The sequence below is a fragment of the Thalassospira mesophila genome (genome assembly GCF_002115755.1).
GTDB lineage: Bacteria > Pseudomonadota > Alphaproteobacteria > Rhodospirillales > Thalassospiraceae > Thalassospira > Thalassospira mesophila.
Genome location: NZ_JFKA01000001.1, coordinates 141374 through 162245, shown reverse-complemented (window position 1 = coordinate 162245; position 20872 = coordinate 141374). Strand labels below are relative to the sequence as shown.

Sequence of the window (20872 nt, the reverse complement as noted above, 5' to 3'; positions counted from 1 at the left end):
CTATGTGTCGGGCAGCCATGACATGTGGAGATGAAAGATGAAATATCGATTATTAGGGCACAATACCGGCCTTGCCGTTTCGCAATTTGTGCTGGGAACCGCCCGAATGGGAAAAATGCACAATGGCAAATCCGATCCCGCCGAAGCGCTGCAAATACTGCATCATTTTGCCGATGCCGGGGGAAATTTTATTGATACGTCCAGCGCGTATCAGGGCGGTATTGCCGAACAACTGGTGGGGGAATTTTTAAACCCGTCAAAACGCGATGATTTTGTCATCGCGTCAAAATATTGCCGGACCCCGTTAAGCACCCCGGCCCGTGCGGCGCACGGCAACCATCGCAAGGCCATGAGGGCCGAGGTTGAAGGCAGCTTGAAACGGCTTAAAACCGACCATATCGATGTTTATTTCGTTCACTTTGATGATGGTATTACGCCAATTGATGAAATTATGCGCGGGCTGGATGATCTGGTACGGGCGGGCAAGATTTTATATATTGGTCTGTCAAACATGCCGGTCTGGCGCATGGCATCGGCCAGCATGATGGCGCAATGGCGCGGCCTAAGCCCGGTTAGCGTCATGCAGATGCAATATAACCTGCTTGAACGTACGATCGAACGCGAATTTATCCCCTTTGCCCAAGCAACCGGGATGGCTGTTATGGCGTGGTCGCCACTTTTTGGTGGTGTTTTGGCAAAAGAGACGGCGGAAAACCCTGAATATGCGGATGCCCTGTTTGTATTGGGCCAGATCGCAGACAGATTGCAAAAAAGCCGGGCCGAAATTGCTCTGGCCTGGCTTTTGGCCAAAAATACCCTTCCGGTTTTGGGCCCCCGCACCCTTGATCAACTATCAGGGGGCCTGACGGCGGGCGATATTGTGTTGTCAGATGATGATATCACCGCGCTGGAGCAAGCCTTCGCCTTTGTCGCGGGCTATCCCTATGATTTGTTATCTGCCACCCGTCATGCGGCTGGCTACGATGGGCTGGGCGATAATCACTATGCGGTTTTGTAACCAGTCTTGCAGCCATTAGTGCCATTAAAAAACGGGCAGGAAACAATTCCTGCCCGTTAATATTTATCGGAATTTTCAGTGCCGGTTGCGCCAGAATAACTTACTGGGCAGCAACAGTGTCGCTATTGGGGGTATCGCTTTGGCACGCGCGCGATTTGCGCAAACGCTGGCTTTCCGATTTAAGCTGACCACAGGCTGCCAGAATATCGCGGCCGCGCGGCCAGCGAATCGGTGCTTCATAACCACATTCATTCAAGGTTGCGGCAAATTTCTTGATACCCGCTGTTGGCGTGCATTCATAATCCGACCCCGGCCATTTGTTAAACGGGATCAGGTTAAACTTGCAATTCACCCCCTGCACCAGCTTGGCCAGCGCGCGGGCTTGTTCGGGCTGGTCATTCACACCCTTTAACATCACATATTCCATCGTGATGGGCCGCGAATTGGACATGCCGGGATAATGGCGGCAGGCATTCATCAATTCTTTTAACGGGTATTTTTTATTGATTGGCATTATTTCATTGCGCAAATCATCGTCCGGGGCATGCAGCGAAATTGCCAGGCCAACGCCGAGTTCTTCACCCGCACGGACAATTTCGGGCACCACCCCCGATGTCGACAGGGTAATGCGGCGGCGCGAAATGGAAATGCCTTCGCCGTCCATGGCAATGCGCAAGGCATCGCGGACATTTTCATAGTTAAACAGCGGCTCGCCCATGCCCATCATCACAATGTTGGACAGGCGGCGAATGCCATTGGCCGGGGTTGGCCATTCGCCATAACTGTCGCGTGCGACCATGAACTGGCTGATGATTTCGCCCGGTGTCAGGTTGCGCACCAAAAGCTGGGTGCCGGTATGGCAAAACTTGCACGTCAGCGTGCAGCCCACCTGGGAGGACACACAAACAGCCCCCCGGTCTTCGTGGCGATCAGGGATGTAAACCGCTTCGGCTTCATTTCCATCGCCAAAGCGCATCAGCCACTTGTGGGTATCATCCGAGCTTTTCTGATCCGCGGTCAAAACCGGGCGGCCAATGATGTAATCCTGACTAAGCCGGTCGCGCAGCTTGACCGAAATATTGGTCATGCCATCAATGCTGGTGACACCGCGGTTATACATCCAGTTCCACAGTTGCTTGACGCGGAACTTGCTTTCGCCCATGGCGGTAAGAACTTCGGTCAGTTCCTCGCGCGACATGCCGATTAAATCCTTGCGGCCATCTGCTGTCAGCCCGCTTTTGGCGCGCGCGACAAAATCAGACAGGCCGGGTGTTTTGGGCGTTGCCGGCATGGCGGGTTTGGGCGAATTTTCGCTCAGGATACCGGAATTGGCCGCATCAATGCCTGTCCCCTGATCAACAGTTTGTTGCAAGGGGGACATATCGCTTTTAGATGCGCGTAAGACATCGCTGTCGGTCATTCCGGTCTCTCTCTTGTCTTGCAAGGGGTGTTTTTAGTGTTTTGGCACGGGCAAATGCGCGGTGTTAACGCCAGCAGCCATAACATATTCAGTCCACGGGTCATATGGTCATGACATTCGATCCTGCAATATCGCCGCGATTGTTATGTTTTGGCCGGGCGTGAAAACAGGGTTCCGCTGGCAGATTGCCGGGGCGCCAGATCTTGTTAAAAAAAACCAATCGCCCCGCATATAGCGGAGCGACGGTTCATTATAAACGATAAAATTCACATTGCAGCCATCAGGTAGAAACAGGGCCATGCCGTTGTTTCTGGTCGGTCGGGCGAAACTGCAATGGTTATATCAGGCTTTAATCAACGGGAGTGGCCCCGCAAGCCTTTGAAATCGCTTTATAGGCGTCGGTAAAACCGGAAAGTGAATAGGTGTCCGTGGTTTTCGTGTCGCGCGATGAATAGCCAACGACCGACATTTTAATGCCGGCTTTCATGGCCTTGACCAGTTTACGGTCTTCTTCGCTGTTCACGGCCCAGGCTGAATCGTCATAGGTAAACAGTTTAAAACGATTCGAATCGACCCGGACATCAACCTCGCTGTTTTTCTTGAAGGTATAGCCGGTGATAAAGCTGACCTCGTTAAACAGTTTCAGGGCGGGGCGATGGGTTACCATCACATAGATTTTCCCGCGCTGGGTATAGTCACCCTTGGCCGAGGTTGGCTGGCTGCCCATATAGCAAACTTTTTTGCCTTTTTCGGTATAGGTATAGGCTTCCCACTTGCTATAGACGTCGATCAATTCCGGGGAGTTTTGCGCAAAGGCCGAACCGCTGCCGGTCGCCCACACCATCATGGCAATTGCGCAGAGAAGAATGCTTTTGACGAGACGATGTACTGCTTTTTCCATGGTATCCGCGTAACTAATCTGTGGTTATCAGGATCTTGGTGCCGGCATTTCGGGCCGACAGGCGCACATTGCGATCAAAACAGCTGACACATCCGCATAAATCCGGTTTTGGACAGCCCGGTTTTCATCACATTATAAACCGAAGAAATCATTACCCACCAATGTGGCGTGCAAAGGTAAAGATTCGACCAAGGAATGGCAGGTTCTTCGGTATTTAAAGGTGTATCTGCATCGGGGATATTCACCCCTTGTGCGATTGCTTGTCTTTTACCACTTCGTCGAGGCAATCTTGCAAGTCAATTTCGCCATTTCCGTCGCGTAGCCGTGCCAGCATGTGAACCAGAACAGGTTGTTTCTTACCCCCTTGCGGATAGAAAAAAACATCCAGCGCGCAACGGTCAGACCGATATTGCCAAACCTTGGCCGATCCTTCACCGCGCTGCATTTCCGGTTTGCCCAGTTTGGCTTCAACGGCCTTGCCCTCAAGATTGGCGAGACTGGCGGCCTTGATCTGAACAAACGGGATGGCGGCGGTTTGTTTGGGTTTTATCGCCGGTTTTATCGGCGGTTTACGGGCCGCCAGGGATGCCGCCTGGTTATTGGGCACACGACCCGGGCCTTTGGCCGCTGGTTTTGCAGCCGGGGGTATTTTCGCCGCATCGGCGCGGCGGTCGCGCGGGGCACCGTCATTATAGGAAGCCCCGTTCAGGGTATTTTTGCCGTAACTGGTATTTGTGGCACCGGGGCCCACGGCATTGCCCGCACAAGCGGCCAGCATAACCGACAGCGAAACCACGGACATAAATGTGGCAAGCCGTTTCCGGGCGCTGGTTATCAGCGCACCGGAAAAATCAGGGATGAGTTTTAAACAAATTGCGCCGCGCACGGGTCAGGTATCGTCGCTTTTGCGTGGAATGGTGATGGCGGCCGACGGGGCCTGGCGGCTCGACGGGTCATCATTGCCTTCAATATAATCAAGGCTGCCTTTGATCCGGGCGCCATTTTCAATTTGCAGGCTGCCGTAATTAATCGCGCCTTTAATATCGGCAGTCCCCAGAATAATTACCCGGCGGGCATTAAGTTCGCCCTGGAAATTGCCGCTGATTTCCGCTTCGTCAACTTTGACGGTGCCAACAAAGGTGCCACCATCACAAATTTCAATGCGCTGGCAGTCATTGATCTGGGCTTCGACATGGCCTTCAACGACCAGAACGTCGCAAGACCCGATTTCGCCGGACAGCCGAATATCCCGACCAACGATCAGCTTTTTGCCTTCGGTGTTTGAAACCGGGCTGCTGGGACGGTTGGCACTGCCGCGGGTTGGAATTTCCAACGGGCGTTTGTGAATTTCCGGGCGGAAGTTGGTGGAATGGGGTTTGCTGGACATTGCGGGTTCATCCTTGGTGCGCGCCTGGGTAAACAGGCGCGGCTCGCTACGTTTTTCAGGTGTCTCTGCCGGTTTTTCCACCGGCGATGACGCGGTCTTTACCTCGGGCCGGGTCGGCGCATCATTTGCTTTGCCGGTAACTGCCGGTTCCAAAGATGTATCCGACGAAGCGGGTCTGCTGTCGACTGTTTTGTTGGCTTTTTTCTTACCGAACATGGGATTGGTCAATCCTTGTCTTGCAGTTTCTGGCGCGAGGTAACGCCATAGGGTTGGTTTTGCGAAATAATTGGATCACGTTCAACATTGTCAGGCGGCCACATCGGGCTGAAAGGCGCCAAGACGAATGCAGTAATGAACCATAAAGGCCGTGGCAATAATCGGGGCAACCAGATTAACAAACGGGACCGTCATCAGGAATGTCAGGCCGACACCGGCAATCCACAATTTCATCTGGCGGCGTTTGCGAAAGGCCGTCATGGTTTGCACATCATACCGACGCGCAGCCACCAGTTCAAAATATTCTCGCGACAGCAAATAGCCGTTCATCGCATAGAAGGCGACAATATAAACCGGCCCCGTGATCAGCAAGGGCAGGATTAAAATATTGAGCAACAACGCCGTCAGGGCAAATTTAAGGCCGTTGATCAGGGCTTCAAAAAACGGCTGAGGCCGGGGATGGGGCAAATGCGGGTAATGTTTGTCTTCAACCGCCTCGGCCACCTGGTCAAGCAACAGGCTGCTGATCAGAACGGTCATGGACGGGAACAACAACAAGACCAGAACTGCCAGCCCGACACCAAGAAGCCAGTCGGCCACCGTTTCTAGCCAGCCGCCATCGGTGAAAAAGGTGACGGAATTCAAACCAAAGCCAATCGCACCCCATAAGGCCAGAATGGTCAGGATGGCACCGCCAACCCCGATCAGGACCACACGGCGAAACCGGGGGTCCGAAAACTGGGCCAGTGATTTCATGAAGTCGTTGATCATTTGTCTGGTCAGGTCCTGTTGTGGTGCCATTTTCGGGGCCGTCTGGCGGTACGCATAATACCAGTGTCCACATCGTTTGCGGACGGGCAGGCAATTTTCATCACGCATCTTACTTGATAGGCAATGAAAATTAACAGCCGGTGAAGCCGCGATGCTGCTTTTGCCAATATCTTTAATAAAGATGAAAAAAATCATTCTTTATCGGTATGGACAGCGCAAATTCGGCTTTTTGATCGGGAAACGGGTCGGCGTGCGACCGATATATGGTCGGGCATAAATATGCTGCGGACAAAAAAGAGGCGTCCGGCCAGGGGGGTAACCGGACGCCAGCGCTCCATCAATCTGGAGTGTTGAGGAACGGTAGGGGAAACCATTCCTCAAACCGGTCTTCCTGAAAATCAGGAAGCCTTGTAACAGTCATTGATATGGGAACATATCTGGAGAATTTCCAGTATCGATCCTGACATGGCGGCTATAAATTTATTGCATGGCAGGCGGGCTATAGTGCCCTTGTGGCCGGTTTGAGCAGGCCGTGTAACACAGGCCTCCCCGTTTTTGCCCAAGTCAGCCTAATTACCGTTGCCAATCCAGATGCGTTTAAACTCAAACAATTTTTGATCCAGTTTCATGCCTTCTTCGGCATTAAACAGGGTGACAGTTGTTTCAATACCGGTGGCATCATCGACCACCCATTGGCGCAACTGCATCGGGTTATCCTGAAATACCAGGGTGACATCGCCCGCACCGGGGTCGGACTTACGCACCAGCTTGACGCGAATGGTTTCCGCAGTCTTGCGAAAATCGACAATATTAACGTCGCGGCTGAGCGACACATTATCATCCAAAATCAGCCCGGCCGGGGTTTCGTCGATATCAAAATAGGTCGGCGCGTTGATTTCCTTGTCATAATAAATGAAATCATGACCGGTCGCGACCAGCAGAATTTGCGAAGGCGGGTCATATTCAAACCGCATCTTGCCCGGGCGCTGCATATAAAGCGTGCCCTTGGCCGATCCACCATCCGACGAGATTTGCACAAAATCGGCTTTCAGGGTGGTGATTGCGTTCAAATAATCTTCGATCCGCGCAACGTCTTGCTGGTTTTTCGCAACGATGGTGGCGGCATCAGCTGCCTTGGCAGAAGGTGCCATCATCAATGTGGTACCTGCAAATGGCACCGTGGCCACAACAGCGCCGACCAGCATACGAGATGCCGCAAGCGGACGAAGGATTGTGGCTAGTTTTTTCGAAATACTGGCGAAGCGCAAATCTGAACCCATTTATGTAGCCTGTTTATCAAATCCGCTTCACGCAATGGCGATTGCGAAAAGCCGATGGCAGGTGATAGTAATTTCATCAAACGTTTAACATATCGCATCATTTGGCGACCAAGGCCAGTCTGGTCAAGGTGTGCCTGCAAATGATCACAATTGGCGGAAAAACGCCTTTATTGGCAACCGCGACAAGGAGATACCCGGAAGATGAGCCGTATTGTCGCCATCCAGATGGACCCGGTTGAACATATCAATATCAAGGGCGATTCGACCTTTGTCATGGGTCTGGAAGCCCTTGAACGGGGTTATCAGCTCTATCATTATCATCCCGACGACATGTTTTATGATCAGGGCCGGGTCAAGGCGCAGGTTCGCCCACTGATGCTGCGCTATGAACATGGCAATCATTATGATCTGGGCGCACCCAAAATCATTGATCTGGCGCGCGAAACCGACGTTATCCTAATGCGTCAGGACCCGCCCTTTGACATGAATTACATCACCGCCACCCATTTGCTAGAAGCAATCCACCCGGAAACCTTTGTGGTTAACCATCCGGGTCATGTGCGCAATGCGCCGGAAAAACTGTTTGTCACCGATTTTCCCGACCTGATGCCCCCTACCCTGATAACCCGGTCGCTTGACCGCATTCGCGATTTTCGCAAACAGCACAAAGACCTGATCGTTAAGCCGCTTTTTGGCAATGGCGGGGCTGGGGTTTTCCACATCAAACCCGATGATGAAAACCTGGCTTCGTTGGTGGAGCTGTTTGCCGTTCAGTCGCGCGAACCCCTGATGGTGCAGGCCTATGTGCCTGCCGTGCGCAAGGGCGATAAACGCATCATTCTGATTGATGGCAAACCGGTAGGCGCGATTAACCGGGTGCCGGCTGATGGCGAAGCGCGGTCGAACATGCATGTGGGCGGTGTTGCCGAAAAATCACTGCTGACCGCTCGTGAAAATGAAATTTGCGAGCGCATCGGACCGGAACTTAAAAAGCGCGATCTGATTTTTGTCGGTATCGACGTGATTGGCGATTACCTGACTGAAATTAACGTCACCTCGCCAACCGGACTTCAGGAAATCAACCGGTTTGACGGATCAAAGCTGGAATCCCTGATCTGGGATGCAATTGAGACCCGTCTGGGCTAATATTTTGCGATCTGATGGCAAAATGTGCCGGTTTTTGTGCTAAATTTTGCCCGACCTATCATTTTAACCCCTTTGGCCGAGGTAATCGGCCAAAGGGGTTTTTGTTGGTCCCGTCTCCTCAGCTCCCCACAAGTTGACCTTATCGAGAACTGGCAATTTCAGCTGCTAAACCGCAAAGTTTGCCACGATGCTGTCACAGCGGGCAGGCAGCCTTTGAAAAGTTTATTCAATATCAAAGCTGTTTTTACGGAACATGGTGTGGTCTTGCTGCGTATCACCGGTTCCGGGCAGGTGATATAACCGGTTAAAAAGGCGGTGACATGGACGAGGCGCTCGACGATACATCTGTTCCCTGGCTGGCGGGGCCGTTTTTGTTTGGCCGGGGCTGTTATGCCGGATCGGCCAAAATTGCGGCGTTGCTTGTGACCTATCATGACGATACGCCGCCGGTGTTATCGCCAATGGGCGAAGGCCGCATCATGCCGGTTAAACTGGCGGAAAAGTTTGACCGCAGCTATTGGCGTTATGATTTCACCCTGCCCCAGCAAGCCGGTGCCTGGTATGACCTGGGCGAAGAACATTTCCCTGTTTCAACCGATTTTGGCGACAATCTTGATCTGGCTTTTGTGTCGTGCAACGGGCAGGAGCAAGGCGATCTTGACCGACCAATTGCCCAGCGCAATGCCCTGTGGGCCGATCTGTGTCACGGTCACGATGTGAAACCGTTTTCACTGTTATTGCATGGCGGCGACCAGATTTACGCCGATATGGTGTGGCAGTGTCACCCCGATATCACCGCGTGGCACAAGGCATCGAACAGCGCTAAAAAATCGGCGATATTTACCGATGAAATGGCCGATGCGGTTTTGAAATTCTATCTCGATCATTACATCATCGTCTATTCTCTGCCCCAGATTGCCTATCTGATGGCGCGCGTTCCCTCGGTCATGATGTGGGATGACCATGATATTTTTGATGGCTGGGGCAGCCACGCGGGCGGGTTTCAGGAAATGGCGGTAGCGCGCGGCATGTATGATGCGGCGCGTTATGCTTTTATGCTGATGCAATTATGTATCCCACCCGATGGCAGCACCCTGCCCGAGGGCATTTACGATAAAACTGCGCGCTCGCTTGGCTGGCGCTATGATTATCCCGGTATCACTATTATTGCCCCTGATTTGCGATCCGAACGGCGGCGCGATGCGTTAATGGGCGATGTTGGCTGGCACATGCTGGAAAAAATGGTGCGCAATGTGCCGCAATCAAACCGGATTTTGCTGATGTCGAGCGTCCCGGCGATTGGTCCGCGCCTGTCGGTGGTTGAAGCAATTTTGCAGGTGATGCCACGGGCGCAAAAATACGAGGATGATCTGCGCGATCAATGGCAAAGCCGCGCACACCGGCGCGAATGGTGCCGGTTTTTGGAACTGATCGAAGATATTGCCACGACCGATGATCATGATGTCACGATCCTGTCGGGCGAAATCCACCTTGCCACCCGCGGCGTTTTTGAAACCCGCTCGCGCATTGTCCATCAACTGGTGGCATCGGGCATTGCCCATAATGCCCCGGCAAATGCCTTTGCCCGCTGTCTGGGCTTTCTGGCATGGCTGGGTGATAACCCGCTGCCCGGTCGGCCAACCCGGCTGTGCCCCCTGCCCGGTCAATCCTCCATTTACGTGGCCGAGCGCAATTATCTAACCCTGTCACGCCATCAATCATCATGGCATGCCAACTGGCATCTCGAACATTCCGGGTTGACCCCGGATTTTCCGATTTAGCCGGGCTTGGCTGAAATTTTAAATTTTGATTGTAATAATCCCGTCCGTTTTCTGTGTTTAACTCTCATCAGGATAAAAGATGCGTTTGTTTTATGCTTCGACCTCGCCCTTTGCGCGCAAAGTTCGTATTTGCCTGCGTGAACTGGGCCTGCTTGCCGATACCGAAGAAATCCTGATCAATCCCTGGACCGATGAAAACCTGCGGGCGGTTAACCCGCTGGCCAAGGTGCCAACTTTGGTAACAGATGACGGGTTGGTTCTTTATGACTCGGCTGTTATCTGCGATTTTCTCGACGAACTGGCGCGCAGCACCGGCAAAACCGACCGCCGCCTGTTTCCCATTACCGGCCCCACCCGCTGGCAGGCCTTGCAACTTCAGGCGCTGGCCGATGGCATCATGGCCGCAACCGGCCGTTTGTTTGCCGATCAGCAACGCCCCAATGACCAACGATCCGATTTTGTTATGCAGCGCCAGGCCGAGGCGGTGACATCGGGGATTGAAGCCCTGGACAAACAGGTCGATATTCTTAATGCGCAATTGCCCGGCATTGGCGAAATTGCGGTGGCATCGGCGCTGGAATATCTGGCTTTTCGCTGGCCCGATGAAAATCAGTTTCCCTTGCCACCAGCCCTGATGGCGTGGCGCGGAGAGATTGGCAACCGGGCCGCACTGGTTGAAACACGGTTTTATTTGCCAAAATAACCCGACACCGTGATTTTTCGTCCAACCGCGATGGTTGGGATATACTGCGATAAACGTTATCATCGCCCGATAATCGCCCTGTCGCATTTTTGAAAATCGTCTATACAGGGCGGCTGTCTTTCACGTGTGGCTTGCGCCGCATTTAATGATCAGGATGTCATGACCCCAATTTCCAAAGCTGTTCGTGAACGCGCCTGGGCACGGGCCCGTAAAATCAAAGGGGAAAACCCCGATGAAGTCCGCCTGCACAAGGCCAGCGGCATTACCATGAAACGCGAAAGTTTCGGTAAAATGCGCAATTTCGGCTGGACCGTGGTTGAAGGCAAAGCCGTTCCTTGCCGCAAGGAATTTCTGGTGCCGCGTGAAGGCGGTGTTGTTGCCAACGAAATTGGCGACGACGTTGAAGACGAAAATGATGACGACATCGAAGACGATGATGTTGCCGATCCCAAAGACGATAGTAAATAATCAACGCGGCCCGGAATCGATATAAGATCAGCTTGCTGATTTTATATCGTAAAATGCGGCATGTTTGGTATTTCAGATGGCCGTGCAGAATGTGTCGAAGGTTTTCAAAAGCCGTCTTGTTTGATGGTTTTTCTGACATTGACGGCATTACGCCCCGTCCTTTCCGGGCATGATTTTTCAAATCTGCACGTGCCGGTTGCCTGTTTTTCCTTTTAGCGCCAAAGTGATGGTCTTGGGGATTAGACAGGCTTGATCATGACTGCACATGTAACGACCGTGGCCTTTGCCGGCATTAACACCATTGCGGTGGATGTGCAGGTGCAAATGGCCAGCGGGCTGCCTGCCTTTACCGTTGTCGGCCTGCCCGACAAAGCCGTTTCCGAGGCCCGTGAGCGGGTCCGTTCTGCGCTGTCGGCTATGGGTCTGTCCCTGCCGCCCAAACGCATCACCATCAACCTTGCCCCGGCCGATTTGCAAAAGGAAGGATCGCATTTTGATCTGCCGATAGCCTTGGGTCTGTTGGCTGTGATGGATGTGATCAGCCTTGAGGATGTGTCGTCGTGGGTGGTGCTGGGCGAATTGGGGCTGGATGGCTCGATCTCGGCGGTGGGGGGGGTATTGCCCGCGGCAATGGAGGCCGCAAGCCGCGATTGCGGTATTATCTGCCCCAAGGCCAATGGGCCCGAAGCCCTGTGGGCGGGGGATTTTGACATTTTGGCCGCCCCGAGCCTGATATCCCTGATTAATCATTTTAAAGGCAGCCAGATTTTACCGCGCCCGGTACCAGTGAAAGCGCTTTCACCGGCGAGCGATCAGCCCGATTTGCGTGATATCAAGGGGCAGGAAAGTGCCAAACGGGCGCTGGAAATTGCGGCCGCAGGCGGACATAATTTATTAATGAACGGCCCGCCCGGTTCGGGAAAATCGATGTTGGCGGCGCGCTTGCCCGGTTTGCTGCCCGACCTTTCCCCTACCGAGGCGCTTGAAAGCACGGTTATTCATTCGGTATCGGGGATTTTGCCCGAAGGCGGGCTGGTGCGCATGCGTCCCTATCGATCACCGCATCATTCGGCCAGCATGCCGGCTTTGGTTGGTGGCGGGCATCGGGTACGGCCCGGTGAAATTTCACTGGCCCATCACGGGGTGCTGTTTCTTGATGAATTGCCGGAATTTCAGCGCAATGTGCTTGATGCCCTGCGTCAGCCGCTTGAAACCGGCGAGGTTTCGGTTGCGCGTGCCAATGCCCATGTTACCTATCCCGCCCGGGTGCAATTAATTGCCGCGATGAACCCGTGCCGCTGTGGCTATCTGGGCGATGAACATGCGGCGTGCAGCCGCGCACCGCGCTGCGGCGAGGATTATCAGTCGCGGTTGTCCGGTCCGTTAATTGACCGCTTTGATATTCAAATCGACGTGCCCGCCGTCACCCCCGACGAACTTGACGCCCCGGCCAATGGCGAAACCACGGCCACGGTCCGCGCCCGGGTTTTGCGCGCGCGGGACCGCCAGATCAATCGCTATGGCCCTGGCAACAAGGTAAGCTGCAATGCACTGGCCGATGGCGAGGTTTTGACACGCTTTGCCACCCCCGACCCGGAAGGCCGCGCCTTATTGCAAGATGCCACCCGGCGCATGAAGCTTTCGGCGCGCGGTTATCATCGTGTTTTGCGTGTGGCCCGCACCATTGCCGATCTTGGCAACAGCGATATTGTGACGCGCAGCCACATCGCCGAGGCGTTAATCTATCGAAAAATGGTGTATCGCCACAAATAACCCGCGAGGCCACGCAGCATTAAGCATGGTTCATCGGGCAATTGCACGACGATGCACGATCCGGCCGGACAGGCTGATATTTGAATGCAGGTGTAACGAATTATTGGGCTGAGTGAGCAGGCGGCGGGGGTGGTTCAGGTGGGATCATTATCAACGCATTGTTTTTGTTAAAATTTACCTGTTAGCCAAACCAGGTGTCATCGATCCGTGACAGGCGATAGACACTGGAGGGCGGGACATTGCGCATGGTGTGACCCACGCGGGTGGCTTTCAGCCCCAGCCGGTTGAGAATATTAGGGTGAACCGGGCATCGCGGGCCATAGGTAAACTGGTAAAAATAGCCGCCCGGACGGGCATAGCGAAACGCCCCGCCCAAAATTCCCATCACCTGACGGGCATTCATCGACAGCAACGGCAAGCCGCTAATCACGGTGCCCAGATTATGCTCGGGGTAAAGGTTGGCTTTGCCCAGTCTTGTGGCATCCATGCACACCACTCTGGCATCGGGAAACCGGTTGGCCAGGGTATGGGCAAAGTCCTTGCCCGCTTCGATCAGGGTTAAATCCTGCTGGTCAAAGCCACGGGCCAAAAGGGCGCGGGTGAAAACACCCGTACCAGGACCAAGTTCCAGCACCGGGCCATGCTGGGGGTTAACTTCGCGGGTCATCAGTTCGGTCAGGGCAGACCCGGACGGGCTGATCGCGGCAACACGTCTGGGGTCGCTGACCCAGGCACGCAAAAACGGCAACAAATCGGACATCGCATTTTCCATCTCTCCGGCGGCGGTTTAACCCGCGCAGCTTTCGTCATGACGCACTTTCATATGTCCGCCAGAAGGTGGTGATTTTGCGGCAAATAGTTTGTTTTAAATATGAATTTTTGCCGATTTTGTCATCAATGCTGCCGATTTTAGGGCTGCATGCTGTGCGCGCCCTGTTGCTGCGGCCTTTGCGATGGCTCAAGTCTTGTCCTAATGACGGTGCAACAGCTGATCAATGATTTTTGCCTTGTGCGGGTCGGCATAAAAACCTGCCGGAACAATCAGCGTGCCTTTGCTGCCGTCGCTGGCTTCAATCATGTAAAGGGTGGCGTCATCGCCGGGATCGGTACCGGTATCGACACTGTTGCTGTGCACAATGCGAAGATCCTTGACCGGGTAAACCGGGCCATCGCCATCGCGTTTGACGCCGCTTTCGGTGCAGACAAAGCTGTGGGTAAAACCATGTTCAACCGCATTGTCTTGTAACTCTGACAAGTTCATCATGCTCTCCTCGGGCTATTGCGATGTTTATCTGAAACGTTGCAACGTGCCGGGTGTTCCCGGTTTGCGCTAAGAATACACCCTGAACCCGAAATGTGGCATTGTTCTGCTTGCGAGTTTCCCGGTTTTACACCGCCTTTACAGATCGCGTTTCATGCCTTCATGGCTGGCAACAAAACCAAGGCGTTGATAAAACCGGTGGGCATCGGCGCGGGTTTTATCGGTGGTGAATTGCATCAACGATGCGCCAAGATCGCGGGAAATGTCGATGGCGCGTAAAATCATGGCTTCGCCAATTTTTTGCCCGCGACACGATGAGGACACCCGAACCCCTTCGATCTGGGCGCGCAACCGGCCCTGCCGCGACAGGCCGGGGATCAGGGTCAGTTGCAGGCAACCGACAATCTGATCATTGATAATGGCCAGCAGATATTTATTGGGCAAGGCATCGGTGTTGGTGGCTTCCATGGCGTCAAAGGCATTGCCATAAATATCGGGCAAGGGATCGGTGAGATTTTCGCGGGTTTTGCCTTTTTCGTCATCGGCCAGCAAGGCGACAATGGCGGGTAAATCGGACCGGACGGCATAGCGAAAAACCGGCTGTGTTGGTTGTGTCATGGCAAAACCCTTGTTAAACGCATTAATTGCCTGTGTTTTACGGAAATTCGGGGCTGTATTCCAGATTGAAACGGGTTTTTGGCAAGGAAAAGCCGATTTTGCGGCGTTTTAACCATAAAAATCCCCGCAACCGGTTTGATTGCGGGGAAATTCAGCTTTTGTGCATCTGTCGCTGCGCACAAGGTATGTCGGTCCGCGGTTTTAATAGCCGATATCGCGATCAACCAGGCCAAGCGGGGTTTCACCCTTATCAATGCGGGCAATATTTTCGGCGATCTGGTCAACCGCCGGGCCAATCCGGGTGGCGGCCGCGATATGCGGGGTCAGGCGGATTTTGGGGTGGTTCCAGAACGGATGGCTAGAGGGCAGCGGTTCGTTGACGGCAACGTCCAGAAAGGCCCCGCGCAAATGCCCGGTATCGAGCAGGCGTAAAAGGTCTTCTTCAACAATCAGCGCCCCGCGTGAGGCATTGATAATGGCAGCATTTCCGGGCAATTTGGACAGGCGCGCAGTATCAAGCAGCCCTTCGGTTTGCCCGGTGCGCGGCAGCAGGCAAATCAGAATGTCGGTCTGGCCCAAAAACTCATCAAGGGTTTCGGCCCCGGCAAAGGTTGTGACCCCTTCCATGGCTTTCATCCGCCGGCTCCAGCCCGAAACGGTAAAGCCCAGTTCGGAAAGCCGGGAGGCAACGGCAGCACCCAGTGCGCCCAGGCCCATCACGCCAACGCGGAAATCGCCAATTTCGGCCACGTCGCGCGGATGCCAGTCGCCTTCATTTTGCGAGCGCATGTAATGGTCAAAATCGCGCATGAAATGCAGGGCGGCATACATATGATATTCCACCATCTGCTGGGCCATGCCAGCATCTTCAAGGCGGACAATCGGAACATTTTTTGGCAGGGTCGGGGCGGATAACACATGTTCCACACCAGCACCCAGCGAAAAAATCCCGCGCACATTGGCAAGACTTTTCATCATGCCCTGGGGCTGTTTCCACAGCATGGCAAAATCAATTTCTGCCGGGTCGTAAGTTTCATCCTGGGTATAAATGGTGGCATCGGGCAGCCGGGCGGTCATCGCCTCTTTCCAGCGTCGTTCCTCGCCTTGTGCGGCAATCAGGATTTTGTACGGGGCGGACGCAGGCATGCTGCTCTCCTTGGTTGTTTTTAATTTGTTTGTTGTTTGGGCGGTTAAATTATAACGCACACCAGTTGGTGGCGTTCCCCCATCGTGCGGTTTTTGGCAATTTATCTGTTTTTGCGGTGGCTATTGTTAGCCAAGGATAGCCTTCTTTGGCCGGTGCCGTCACGCCATAACCAGCTTGATATATTGTTCATGCCGCCGACGAACTGCCTGTGCAATTGAACTCCGCGGGCAATCCGGTCCGGCATAACATCGGACCAGATGGACCAGATTGAAATGTGGCATTTGCGCAGGGCGACCTTCGTAGCCCGACGGCTGGTTAATGGGCAAAAATCATGGCCGGATCGCGGAATGTTTTAAATTCCAGCCCGTTTCCGGCGGGGTCGGTGACAAAAAAGGTGCCCTGCTCGCCCGGTTCGCCAACAAAGCGGATTTTTGGTTCCAGCAAAAAAGCTACCTTGGCATTTTTCAAACGATCCGCCAGGTCATGCCACTGTTGCCATTCCAGAACCGCGCCAAAATGCGGGATCGGCACAGCATCGCCATCGACGGTGCCGGTTCCGGCATTTTGCCCGGCATCGGCGCGGACATGGGCGGAAAGCTGATGGCCGAAAAAGTCGAAATCGATCCAGTTTTCGGTCGATCTTCCTTCGTCACAGCCCAGAATATCGATGTAAAACGCACGGGTATCGGCAATGGATTTAATCGGAAATGCCAGGTGAAACGGCGGGATTTGCATGGGTTTAATTTCCAGAAAAATTAACGGTAATCGCTGGTCATGACTGTAAATCAGAATGATAATGGCTAAAAAGTCAGAAGTTCTGATTATATCAACAGGAAAACTATCGTTATGGCCCTGCGCCCTGCCACCCCGTCGTTAAATGCCTTGCGCGCGTTCGAGGCCGCAGCAAGACATGGCAGTTTTGCCCGTGCGGCCGCGGAACTGGCCGTAACCCCCGGTGCGATCAGCCAGCAGGTCGCCAATCTGGAAGCACGGCTGGGCATATCCTTGTTTGATCGCAACGGGCCGCAACTGATGTTGCGCGATGCCGGGCGGTCCTATTTACCGGCCTTGCAAAAGGCATTTGATGAAATTGAAGCCGCCACGCTCGATTTGTTAACCCATGGCGGGTCTGATCGTAAACTGGTAATCGGCGCTTTGCCAACATTGGCAACCGCGTGGCTGATCCCGCGTTTGGCCCGGTTTCAAGCCGCGTTTCCCAATATTCGGCCTGTCATTGAAACCCTGTCGTTAAATTTTGCCACGCCAAACCGGATGCCGGATTTGGGGGTGCATCAAATGGATGTGGGGCTGTATTTTGGCAATGGTCACTGGCCGGGCTTTGCCAGTTTTAAAATTCTGGAAGAACAACAAATTGTTGTCGCCGCCCCCGGTTTGGTCGCCAAAAATGAGCAGTCCGATACAGTGGACAGGGCAACGTTGCTGGCGCGTTATCCGCGGTTGGTACACACCACCCGCCCCCGCGCCTGGCACCAATGGGGTTTGGCCAATGACGTGGTCATTCACGGTGAGCCCGGTCTGGGGTTCGAGCATTTTTTCATGCTGATCGAAGCCGCTAAAAGCGGCATGGGCATTGCTCTGCTGCCGCGTATTTTAATTGAAACAGCCTTGGCAAAGGGGGATCTGGAAATTGTTGCCGAGGGCAGCTTGCAGGCAAGTGACGCCTATTACCTGATGTGCGATGAAACCCGGCAGAATGACCCGGAAATAGCGGCTTTTCGCCAATGGCTGCTGGCCGAGGCTGCAGTATCTGGCGCGATTGCTGATGGTGCAAATGGTGTTACAGGCGATTAACCGTCCGCTTTTGCCCGGTGATAAAGGGTGTGGAGTTCATAGTCTTTTTTCGGGCCGACAACTTTAATTCTGGTTTCGAAATGATCGTTGTGATGCCAGAACATGCGGTGGTGATACATATCGTCTCCACAGGGATGATGATCCTGCGCGGCAAGCACGTCATTGTCAGAAATATTGTTAAAATCTAGCAAGACATAGCGATTGCCAAAACCGACCGGGTCGCGAAACAGCATTTCAATGGCCTGCCCGCGCAAGACGAAATCATATTCGCGGTAGCCCTCAAAATGTTGGCCGTCAAAGCGCTGTAAAACCCCTTCTTCGCGATAGCGCAGGGTGTTTTCGGGGTTATCGGGGGCGATGAAAAATCGGGCTGTGCCAGTGAAGGTGCCGGTCTCGCCCATCGCCCGATGCAGGGTCCAGTCCCCGCTCAGGCCGGCAAAAATGCGTTCCGCTGCAATTTCGGGCTTAACTGGCATATCGCGCTATCATCGTCATAATGGCCGTTAGTCCCGGGGCAGCATCAGGCCCAGTTTTTTGCCGCCAATGATATGGACATGCAGATGCGGCACATCCTGACGGCCATGCTCGCGGGTGTTCGAGATCAGACGATAGCCGTCTTCGACCACACCGGCTGCGGCGGCAATTTTGCCAATCGCGCGGGTAAAGGCCAGAATTTCTTCGTCTGATGCATTCATCGCGAAGTCGTCATAGCTGGTGTAAGCGCCCTTGGGGATCACCAGAATATGGGTTGGCGCCTGCGGGGCGATGTCGTGAAAGGCAAGGACGTGATCGTCTTCAAAAAACTTGTTGCACGGAATGTCGCCGCGCAGGATTTTGGCGAAAATGTTTTCGGAATCATATGCCATGATATTTTCCATTGGTAATTTGACCGTTATGACTCGTCTTGTGCGTTAGACAAGCTGTCGGATTAATCTTGCGATAGCGCACGAAGTTTGTCGGCAAATATTTTATATTGTTCTTTGACGTAAGCGTCAGCATCGCTCTTTGATATCGAACCCGGACGGTTAAGCAAAGCGCGTTCGTTATTACGGATAAATTTGTCCAGTGCGGAGCGGGCATCATCCATTGTAACCAGGCGCTGAAGATCTGTTTCTTGTTCGAAGTAATCTAGCAACATGCCGGTAAATCTGTTCAAGTCTCTTATCTCTGCGTCACCAAGATAGTTTTTGGCTGTATAAATATCTTTTGTGCGAGGGCGAGAACCTGACCAACTGTTAAGCCCCATTGCAGGCAGGTTTGCGTCGGCTCTGCTCATTCGTATTTCAGCCCCGGTCATGCCGGTTACAGCATAATGCAGTTTATTCTGAATAGTTGCGAAAAACAGGTTCTTTTCAGATTCATCAAGCGCGTAATAGTCGCTGCAAAGGGAACAAATCTGGCGAATTTCTTTATAAAGGTTTGCCTCGGAAGCTCGGATCTCCCGGATGATTTCCCGAAGTTCTGTAAAGTGGTCTCTCTGATTTGGGTCTTTTAATCGTTCAACATCAACGACAAACCCTTTCAGGGCGAACTGAACCAGCTTTTGGGTCGCCCATTTGCGAAACAGTGTCGCTTTGTGTGATGAGACGCGATAGCCAACAGAAATAACCATATCAAGGCTATAAAGCGTTACAGGCTTTGTTGAGGAAGCAATTTGCATTTTTTGCAAATTGCTCTCTGCATCAAGTTCGTTGTCATCAATGATGTTATTGATATGCCTTGATATGACGGACACATCTCGCCCAAATAATGTTGCGAGCTGCGCTTGTGTCATCCAAAGGGAATTACCTTCATAGTGGATCTGAACCTGAATTCCTTTTGAGTCAGCATAGAGCAAAAAACGATCACCTGTTTGATCGTCCTCCAAAAGGTGAACCGGCCCGTCACTTGATACGCTTGCTTCAAATTTCTCGAGTTTTGTCGTTTCTCGACGAACTTTATCCGTATCTCTCTCAGACTTGTTATCTGCCATGCGGACCTCCGTGCGTTTTGCTGATTATATCAGCTTTCGCTACGCGATGCCTTTTCGGCAATACCTGAAATGCCTTCGCGTTTTGCCAGAATTTCCCAGACATGTTCGGGTTTTACGCCGCGATCAGCCCATAGCACCAGCAAATGATACAGCAGGTCGGCACTTTCGGATGCGACATTTTCCGGCCCTTCGGCAAGGGCGGCAATCACGGTTTCTACCCCTTCTTCACCCACTTTCTGGGCGATTTTGCGTGTGCCCTTGCTAAACAGTTTGGCGGTATAGCTTTCTTCGGGGTCGGCACCCTTGCGGGCGGCAACTGTATCGTACAGCCGGTCAAGAATTTCGCCGTCCAGTGCTTTGGTCATTTTGCCCGTCCTGCCCTTGAAAAACAGTGGAAACAGTCACTGTTTAAAAATCGTTTTAATGTCGCAACGTTATGCGTCGCGCACCGGAAGACCCGCCGCTTTCATGTGGTTTTTAACATCGCGAATGCGATAAGTGCCAAAATGAAAGATCGATGCGGCGAGCACAGCCGAGGCGTGCCCTTCGGTAACCCCTTGAACCATATGGTCCAATGTGCCCACCCCGCCTGATGCAATGACGGGTACCGACACGGCATCGGCAATGGTGCGGGTCAGCGGAATGTTAAAGCCCGACTGGGTGCCGTCGCGGTCCATCGAGGTCACCAGCAATTCGCCAGCGCCATATTCGGTCATTTGTTTTGCAAACGAAACAGCATCTATTCCGGTTTCGTTACGACCGCCATGGGTGAAGATTTCAAACTTGTCCGGCCCGGTGGATTTGGCATCAATCGACACCACAATACATTGCGAACCAAACTTGCGCGCGGCTTCGCGCACAAAATCCGGGTTGTTCACCGCAGCTGTGTTGATCGAGACCTTATCGGCCCCGGCCAGCAGCAATTTGCGAATATCTTCAAGGGTACGCACCCCGCCGCCCACGGTTACGGGCATAAAGCAGGCTTCTGCGGTGCGCGCCACCACATCAAAAATGGTATCGCGGTTATCGCTTGAGGCGGTGATGTCGAGAAAGCACAGCTCGTCCGCGCCTTCGGCATCATAAATGCGGGCCTGTTCGACCGGGTCGCCAGCGTCTATCAGATCGACAAAATTAACACCCTTGACGACACGACCGTCTTTGACGTCCAGGCAAGGTATCACACGGGTTTTCAGCATGT

23 protein-coding genes are annotated in these 20872 nt (G+C 53.3%); 7 read left to right on the top strand and 16 right to left on the bottom strand.

The genetic code is table 11. The features are described from left to right. Positions 1–37: 37 nt before the first annotated feature. Positions 38–1018: an aldo/keto reductase gene (locus tag TMES_RS00740; protein WP_085578487.1), complete on the top strand. Its 981-nt coding sequence runs from the start codon at positions 38–40 to the stop codon at positions 1016–1018. Between the two features lie 100 nt (positions 1019–1118). On the opposite strand, the gene rlmN is transcribed toward TMES_RS00740, so the two are convergent. From rlmN to TMES_RS00705, 6 genes are all read right to left on the bottom strand, one after another. Continuing rightward, positions 1119–2309, bottom strand: a complete 1191-nt coding sequence (rlmN, locus tag TMES_RS00735) for a dual-specificity RNA methyltransferase RlmN (RefSeq protein WP_085579742.1) — start codon at positions 2307–2309, stop codon at positions 1119–1121. Positions 2310–2787: 478 nt separating this feature from the next. After that, positions 2788–3339, bottom strand: coding sequence for an invasion associated locus B family protein (locus TMES_RS00725; protein WP_085578483.1), 552 nt, complete (start codon positions 3337–3339; stop codon positions 2788–2790). A 241-nt stretch (positions 3340–3580) separates the two neighbouring features. Beyond that, positions 3581–4141 carry a hypothetical protein gene (locus tag TMES_RS00720; RefSeq protein WP_143589494.1) on the bottom strand — a complete coding sequence of 187 codons (561 nt, stop codon included), beginning with the start codon at positions 4139–4141 and terminating at the stop codon, positions 3581–3583. A gap of 87 nt (positions 4142–4228) precedes the next feature. Then, on the bottom strand, positions 4229–4879 hold the full coding sequence (locus TMES_RS00715; RefSeq protein ID WP_245835148.1) for a bactofilin family protein: 651 nt from the start codon (positions 4877–4879) through the stop codon (positions 4229–4231). A 153-nt stretch (positions 4880–5032) separates the two neighbouring features. After that, positions 5033–5743: an EI24 domain-containing protein gene (locus TMES_RS00710; RefSeq protein WP_245835147.1), complete on the bottom strand. Its 711-nt coding sequence runs from the start codon at positions 5741–5743 to the stop codon at positions 5033–5035. Between the two features lie 539 nt (positions 5744–6282). Continuing rightward, positions 6283–6993, bottom strand: coding sequence for a LolA family protein (locus TMES_RS00705; RefSeq protein WP_245835146.1), 711 nt, complete (start codon positions 6991–6993; stop codon positions 6283–6285). Between the two features lie 201 nt (positions 6994–7194). Here TMES_RS00705 and gshB point away from each other — a divergent pair, with 201 nt between their 5' ends. The 5 genes from gshB (at position 7195) to TMES_RS00680 (ending at position 12864) form a co-directional block, all read left to right on the top strand. Beyond that, on the top strand, positions 7195–8139 hold the full coding sequence (gene gshB / locus TMES_RS00700) for a glutathione synthase (RefSeq protein WP_085578477.1): 945 nt from the start codon (positions 7195–7197) through the stop codon (positions 8137–8139). Positions 8140–8459: 320 nt separating this feature from the next. Beyond that, positions 8460–9920 carry an alkaline phosphatase D family protein gene (locus tag TMES_RS00695; RefSeq protein ID WP_085578476.1) on the top strand — a complete coding sequence of 487 codons (1461 nt, stop codon included), beginning with the start codon at positions 8460–8462 and terminating at the stop codon, positions 9918–9920. 79 nt (positions 9921–9999) lie between these two features. Then, the gene (locus TMES_RS00690) at positions 10000–10623 is read left to right on the top strand and encodes a glutathione S-transferase family protein (protein ID WP_085578474.1); all 624 of its coding nucleotides are present in this window, start codon (positions 10000–10002) and stop codon (positions 10621–10623) included. Positions 10624–10782: 159 nt separating this feature from the next. After that, on the top strand, positions 10783–11091 hold the full coding sequence (locus TMES_RS00685) for a hypothetical protein (RefSeq protein ID WP_085579736.1): 309 nt from the start codon (positions 10783–10785) through the stop codon (positions 11089–11091). A 255-nt stretch (positions 11092–11346) separates the two neighbouring features. Then, positions 11347–12864, top strand: a complete 1518-nt coding sequence (locus tag TMES_RS00680; RefSeq protein ID WP_085578472.1) for a YifB family Mg chelatase-like AAA ATPase — start codon at positions 11347–11349, stop codon at positions 12862–12864. A 181-nt stretch (positions 12865–13045) separates the two neighbouring features. Here TMES_RS00680 and TMES_RS00675 read toward each other — a convergent pair whose 3' ends face one another. The 5 genes from TMES_RS00675 to TMES_RS00655 form a co-directional block, all read right to left on the bottom strand. Further along, on the bottom strand, positions 13046–13624 hold the full coding sequence (locus TMES_RS00675) for a class I SAM-dependent methyltransferase (protein ID WP_085579734.1): 579 nt from the start codon (positions 13622–13624) through the stop codon (positions 13046–13048). A gap of 210 nt (positions 13625–13834) precedes the next feature. Continuing rightward, positions 13835–14128: a phosphoribosylpyrophosphate synthetase gene (locus TMES_RS00670; protein ID WP_245835145.1), complete on the bottom strand. Its 294-nt coding sequence runs from the start codon at positions 14126–14128 to the stop codon at positions 13835–13837. A 135-nt stretch (positions 14129–14263) separates the two neighbouring features. Next, positions 14264–14743 carry a GNAT family N-acetyltransferase gene (locus tag TMES_RS00665; protein ID WP_085578470.1) on the bottom strand — a complete coding sequence of 160 codons (480 nt, stop codon included), beginning with the start codon at positions 14741–14743 and terminating at the stop codon, positions 14264–14266. Positions 14744–14944: 201 nt separating this feature from the next. Next, positions 14945–15889, bottom strand: a complete 945-nt coding sequence (locus tag TMES_RS00660) for a 2-hydroxyacid dehydrogenase (protein WP_085579730.1) — start codon at positions 15887–15889, stop codon at positions 14945–14947. A gap of 316 nt (positions 15890–16205) precedes the next feature. Continuing rightward, a complete protein-coding gene (locus tag TMES_RS00655; RefSeq protein ID WP_085578468.1) occupies positions 16206–16625 on the bottom strand; it encodes a VOC family protein in 420 nt (139 codons plus the stop codon). A 111-nt stretch (positions 16626–16736) separates the two neighbouring features. On the opposite strand from TMES_RS00655, the gene TMES_RS00650 reads away from it, so the two are divergent. Then, positions 16737–17702: a LysR substrate-binding domain-containing protein gene (locus tag TMES_RS00650; protein WP_085578466.1), complete on the top strand. Its 966-nt coding sequence runs from the start codon at positions 16737–16739 to the stop codon at positions 17700–17702. Here the strand turns inward: TMES_RS00650 and TMES_RS00645 are convergent. From TMES_RS00645 to hisF, 5 genes are all read right to left on the bottom strand, one after another. Then, positions 17699–18178, bottom strand: coding sequence for a DUF6314 family protein (locus TMES_RS00645; protein WP_245835144.1), 480 nt, complete (start codon positions 18176–18178; stop codon positions 17699–17701). The genes TMES_RS00650 and TMES_RS00645 overlap by 4 nt on opposite strands. A 27-nt stretch (positions 18179–18205) precedes the next feature. Further along, positions 18206–18568, bottom strand: coding sequence for an HIT domain-containing protein (locus TMES_RS00640; RefSeq protein WP_085579726.1), 363 nt, complete (start codon positions 18566–18568; stop codon positions 18206–18208). Positions 18569–18630: 62 nt separating this feature from the next. After that, the gene (gene rhuM, locus TMES_RS00635; RefSeq protein WP_085578464.1) at positions 18631–19674 is read right to left on the bottom strand and encodes a RhuM family protein; all 1044 of its coding nucleotides are present in this window, start codon (positions 19672–19674) and stop codon (positions 18631–18633) included. 29 nt (positions 19675–19703) lie between these two features. Next, on the bottom strand, positions 19704–20039 hold the full coding sequence (locus TMES_RS00630) for a phosphoribosyl-ATP diphosphatase (protein ID WP_085578462.1): 336 nt from the start codon (positions 20037–20039) through the stop codon (positions 19704–19706). 69 nt (positions 20040–20108) lie between these two features. Beyond that, positions 20109–20870 carry an imidazole glycerol phosphate synthase subunit HisF gene (gene hisF, locus TMES_RS00625; protein ID WP_085578460.1) on the bottom strand — a complete coding sequence of 254 codons (762 nt, stop codon included), beginning with the start codon at positions 20868–20870 and terminating at the stop codon, positions 20109–20111. Between the last annotated feature and the right edge of the window lie 2 nt (positions 20871–20872).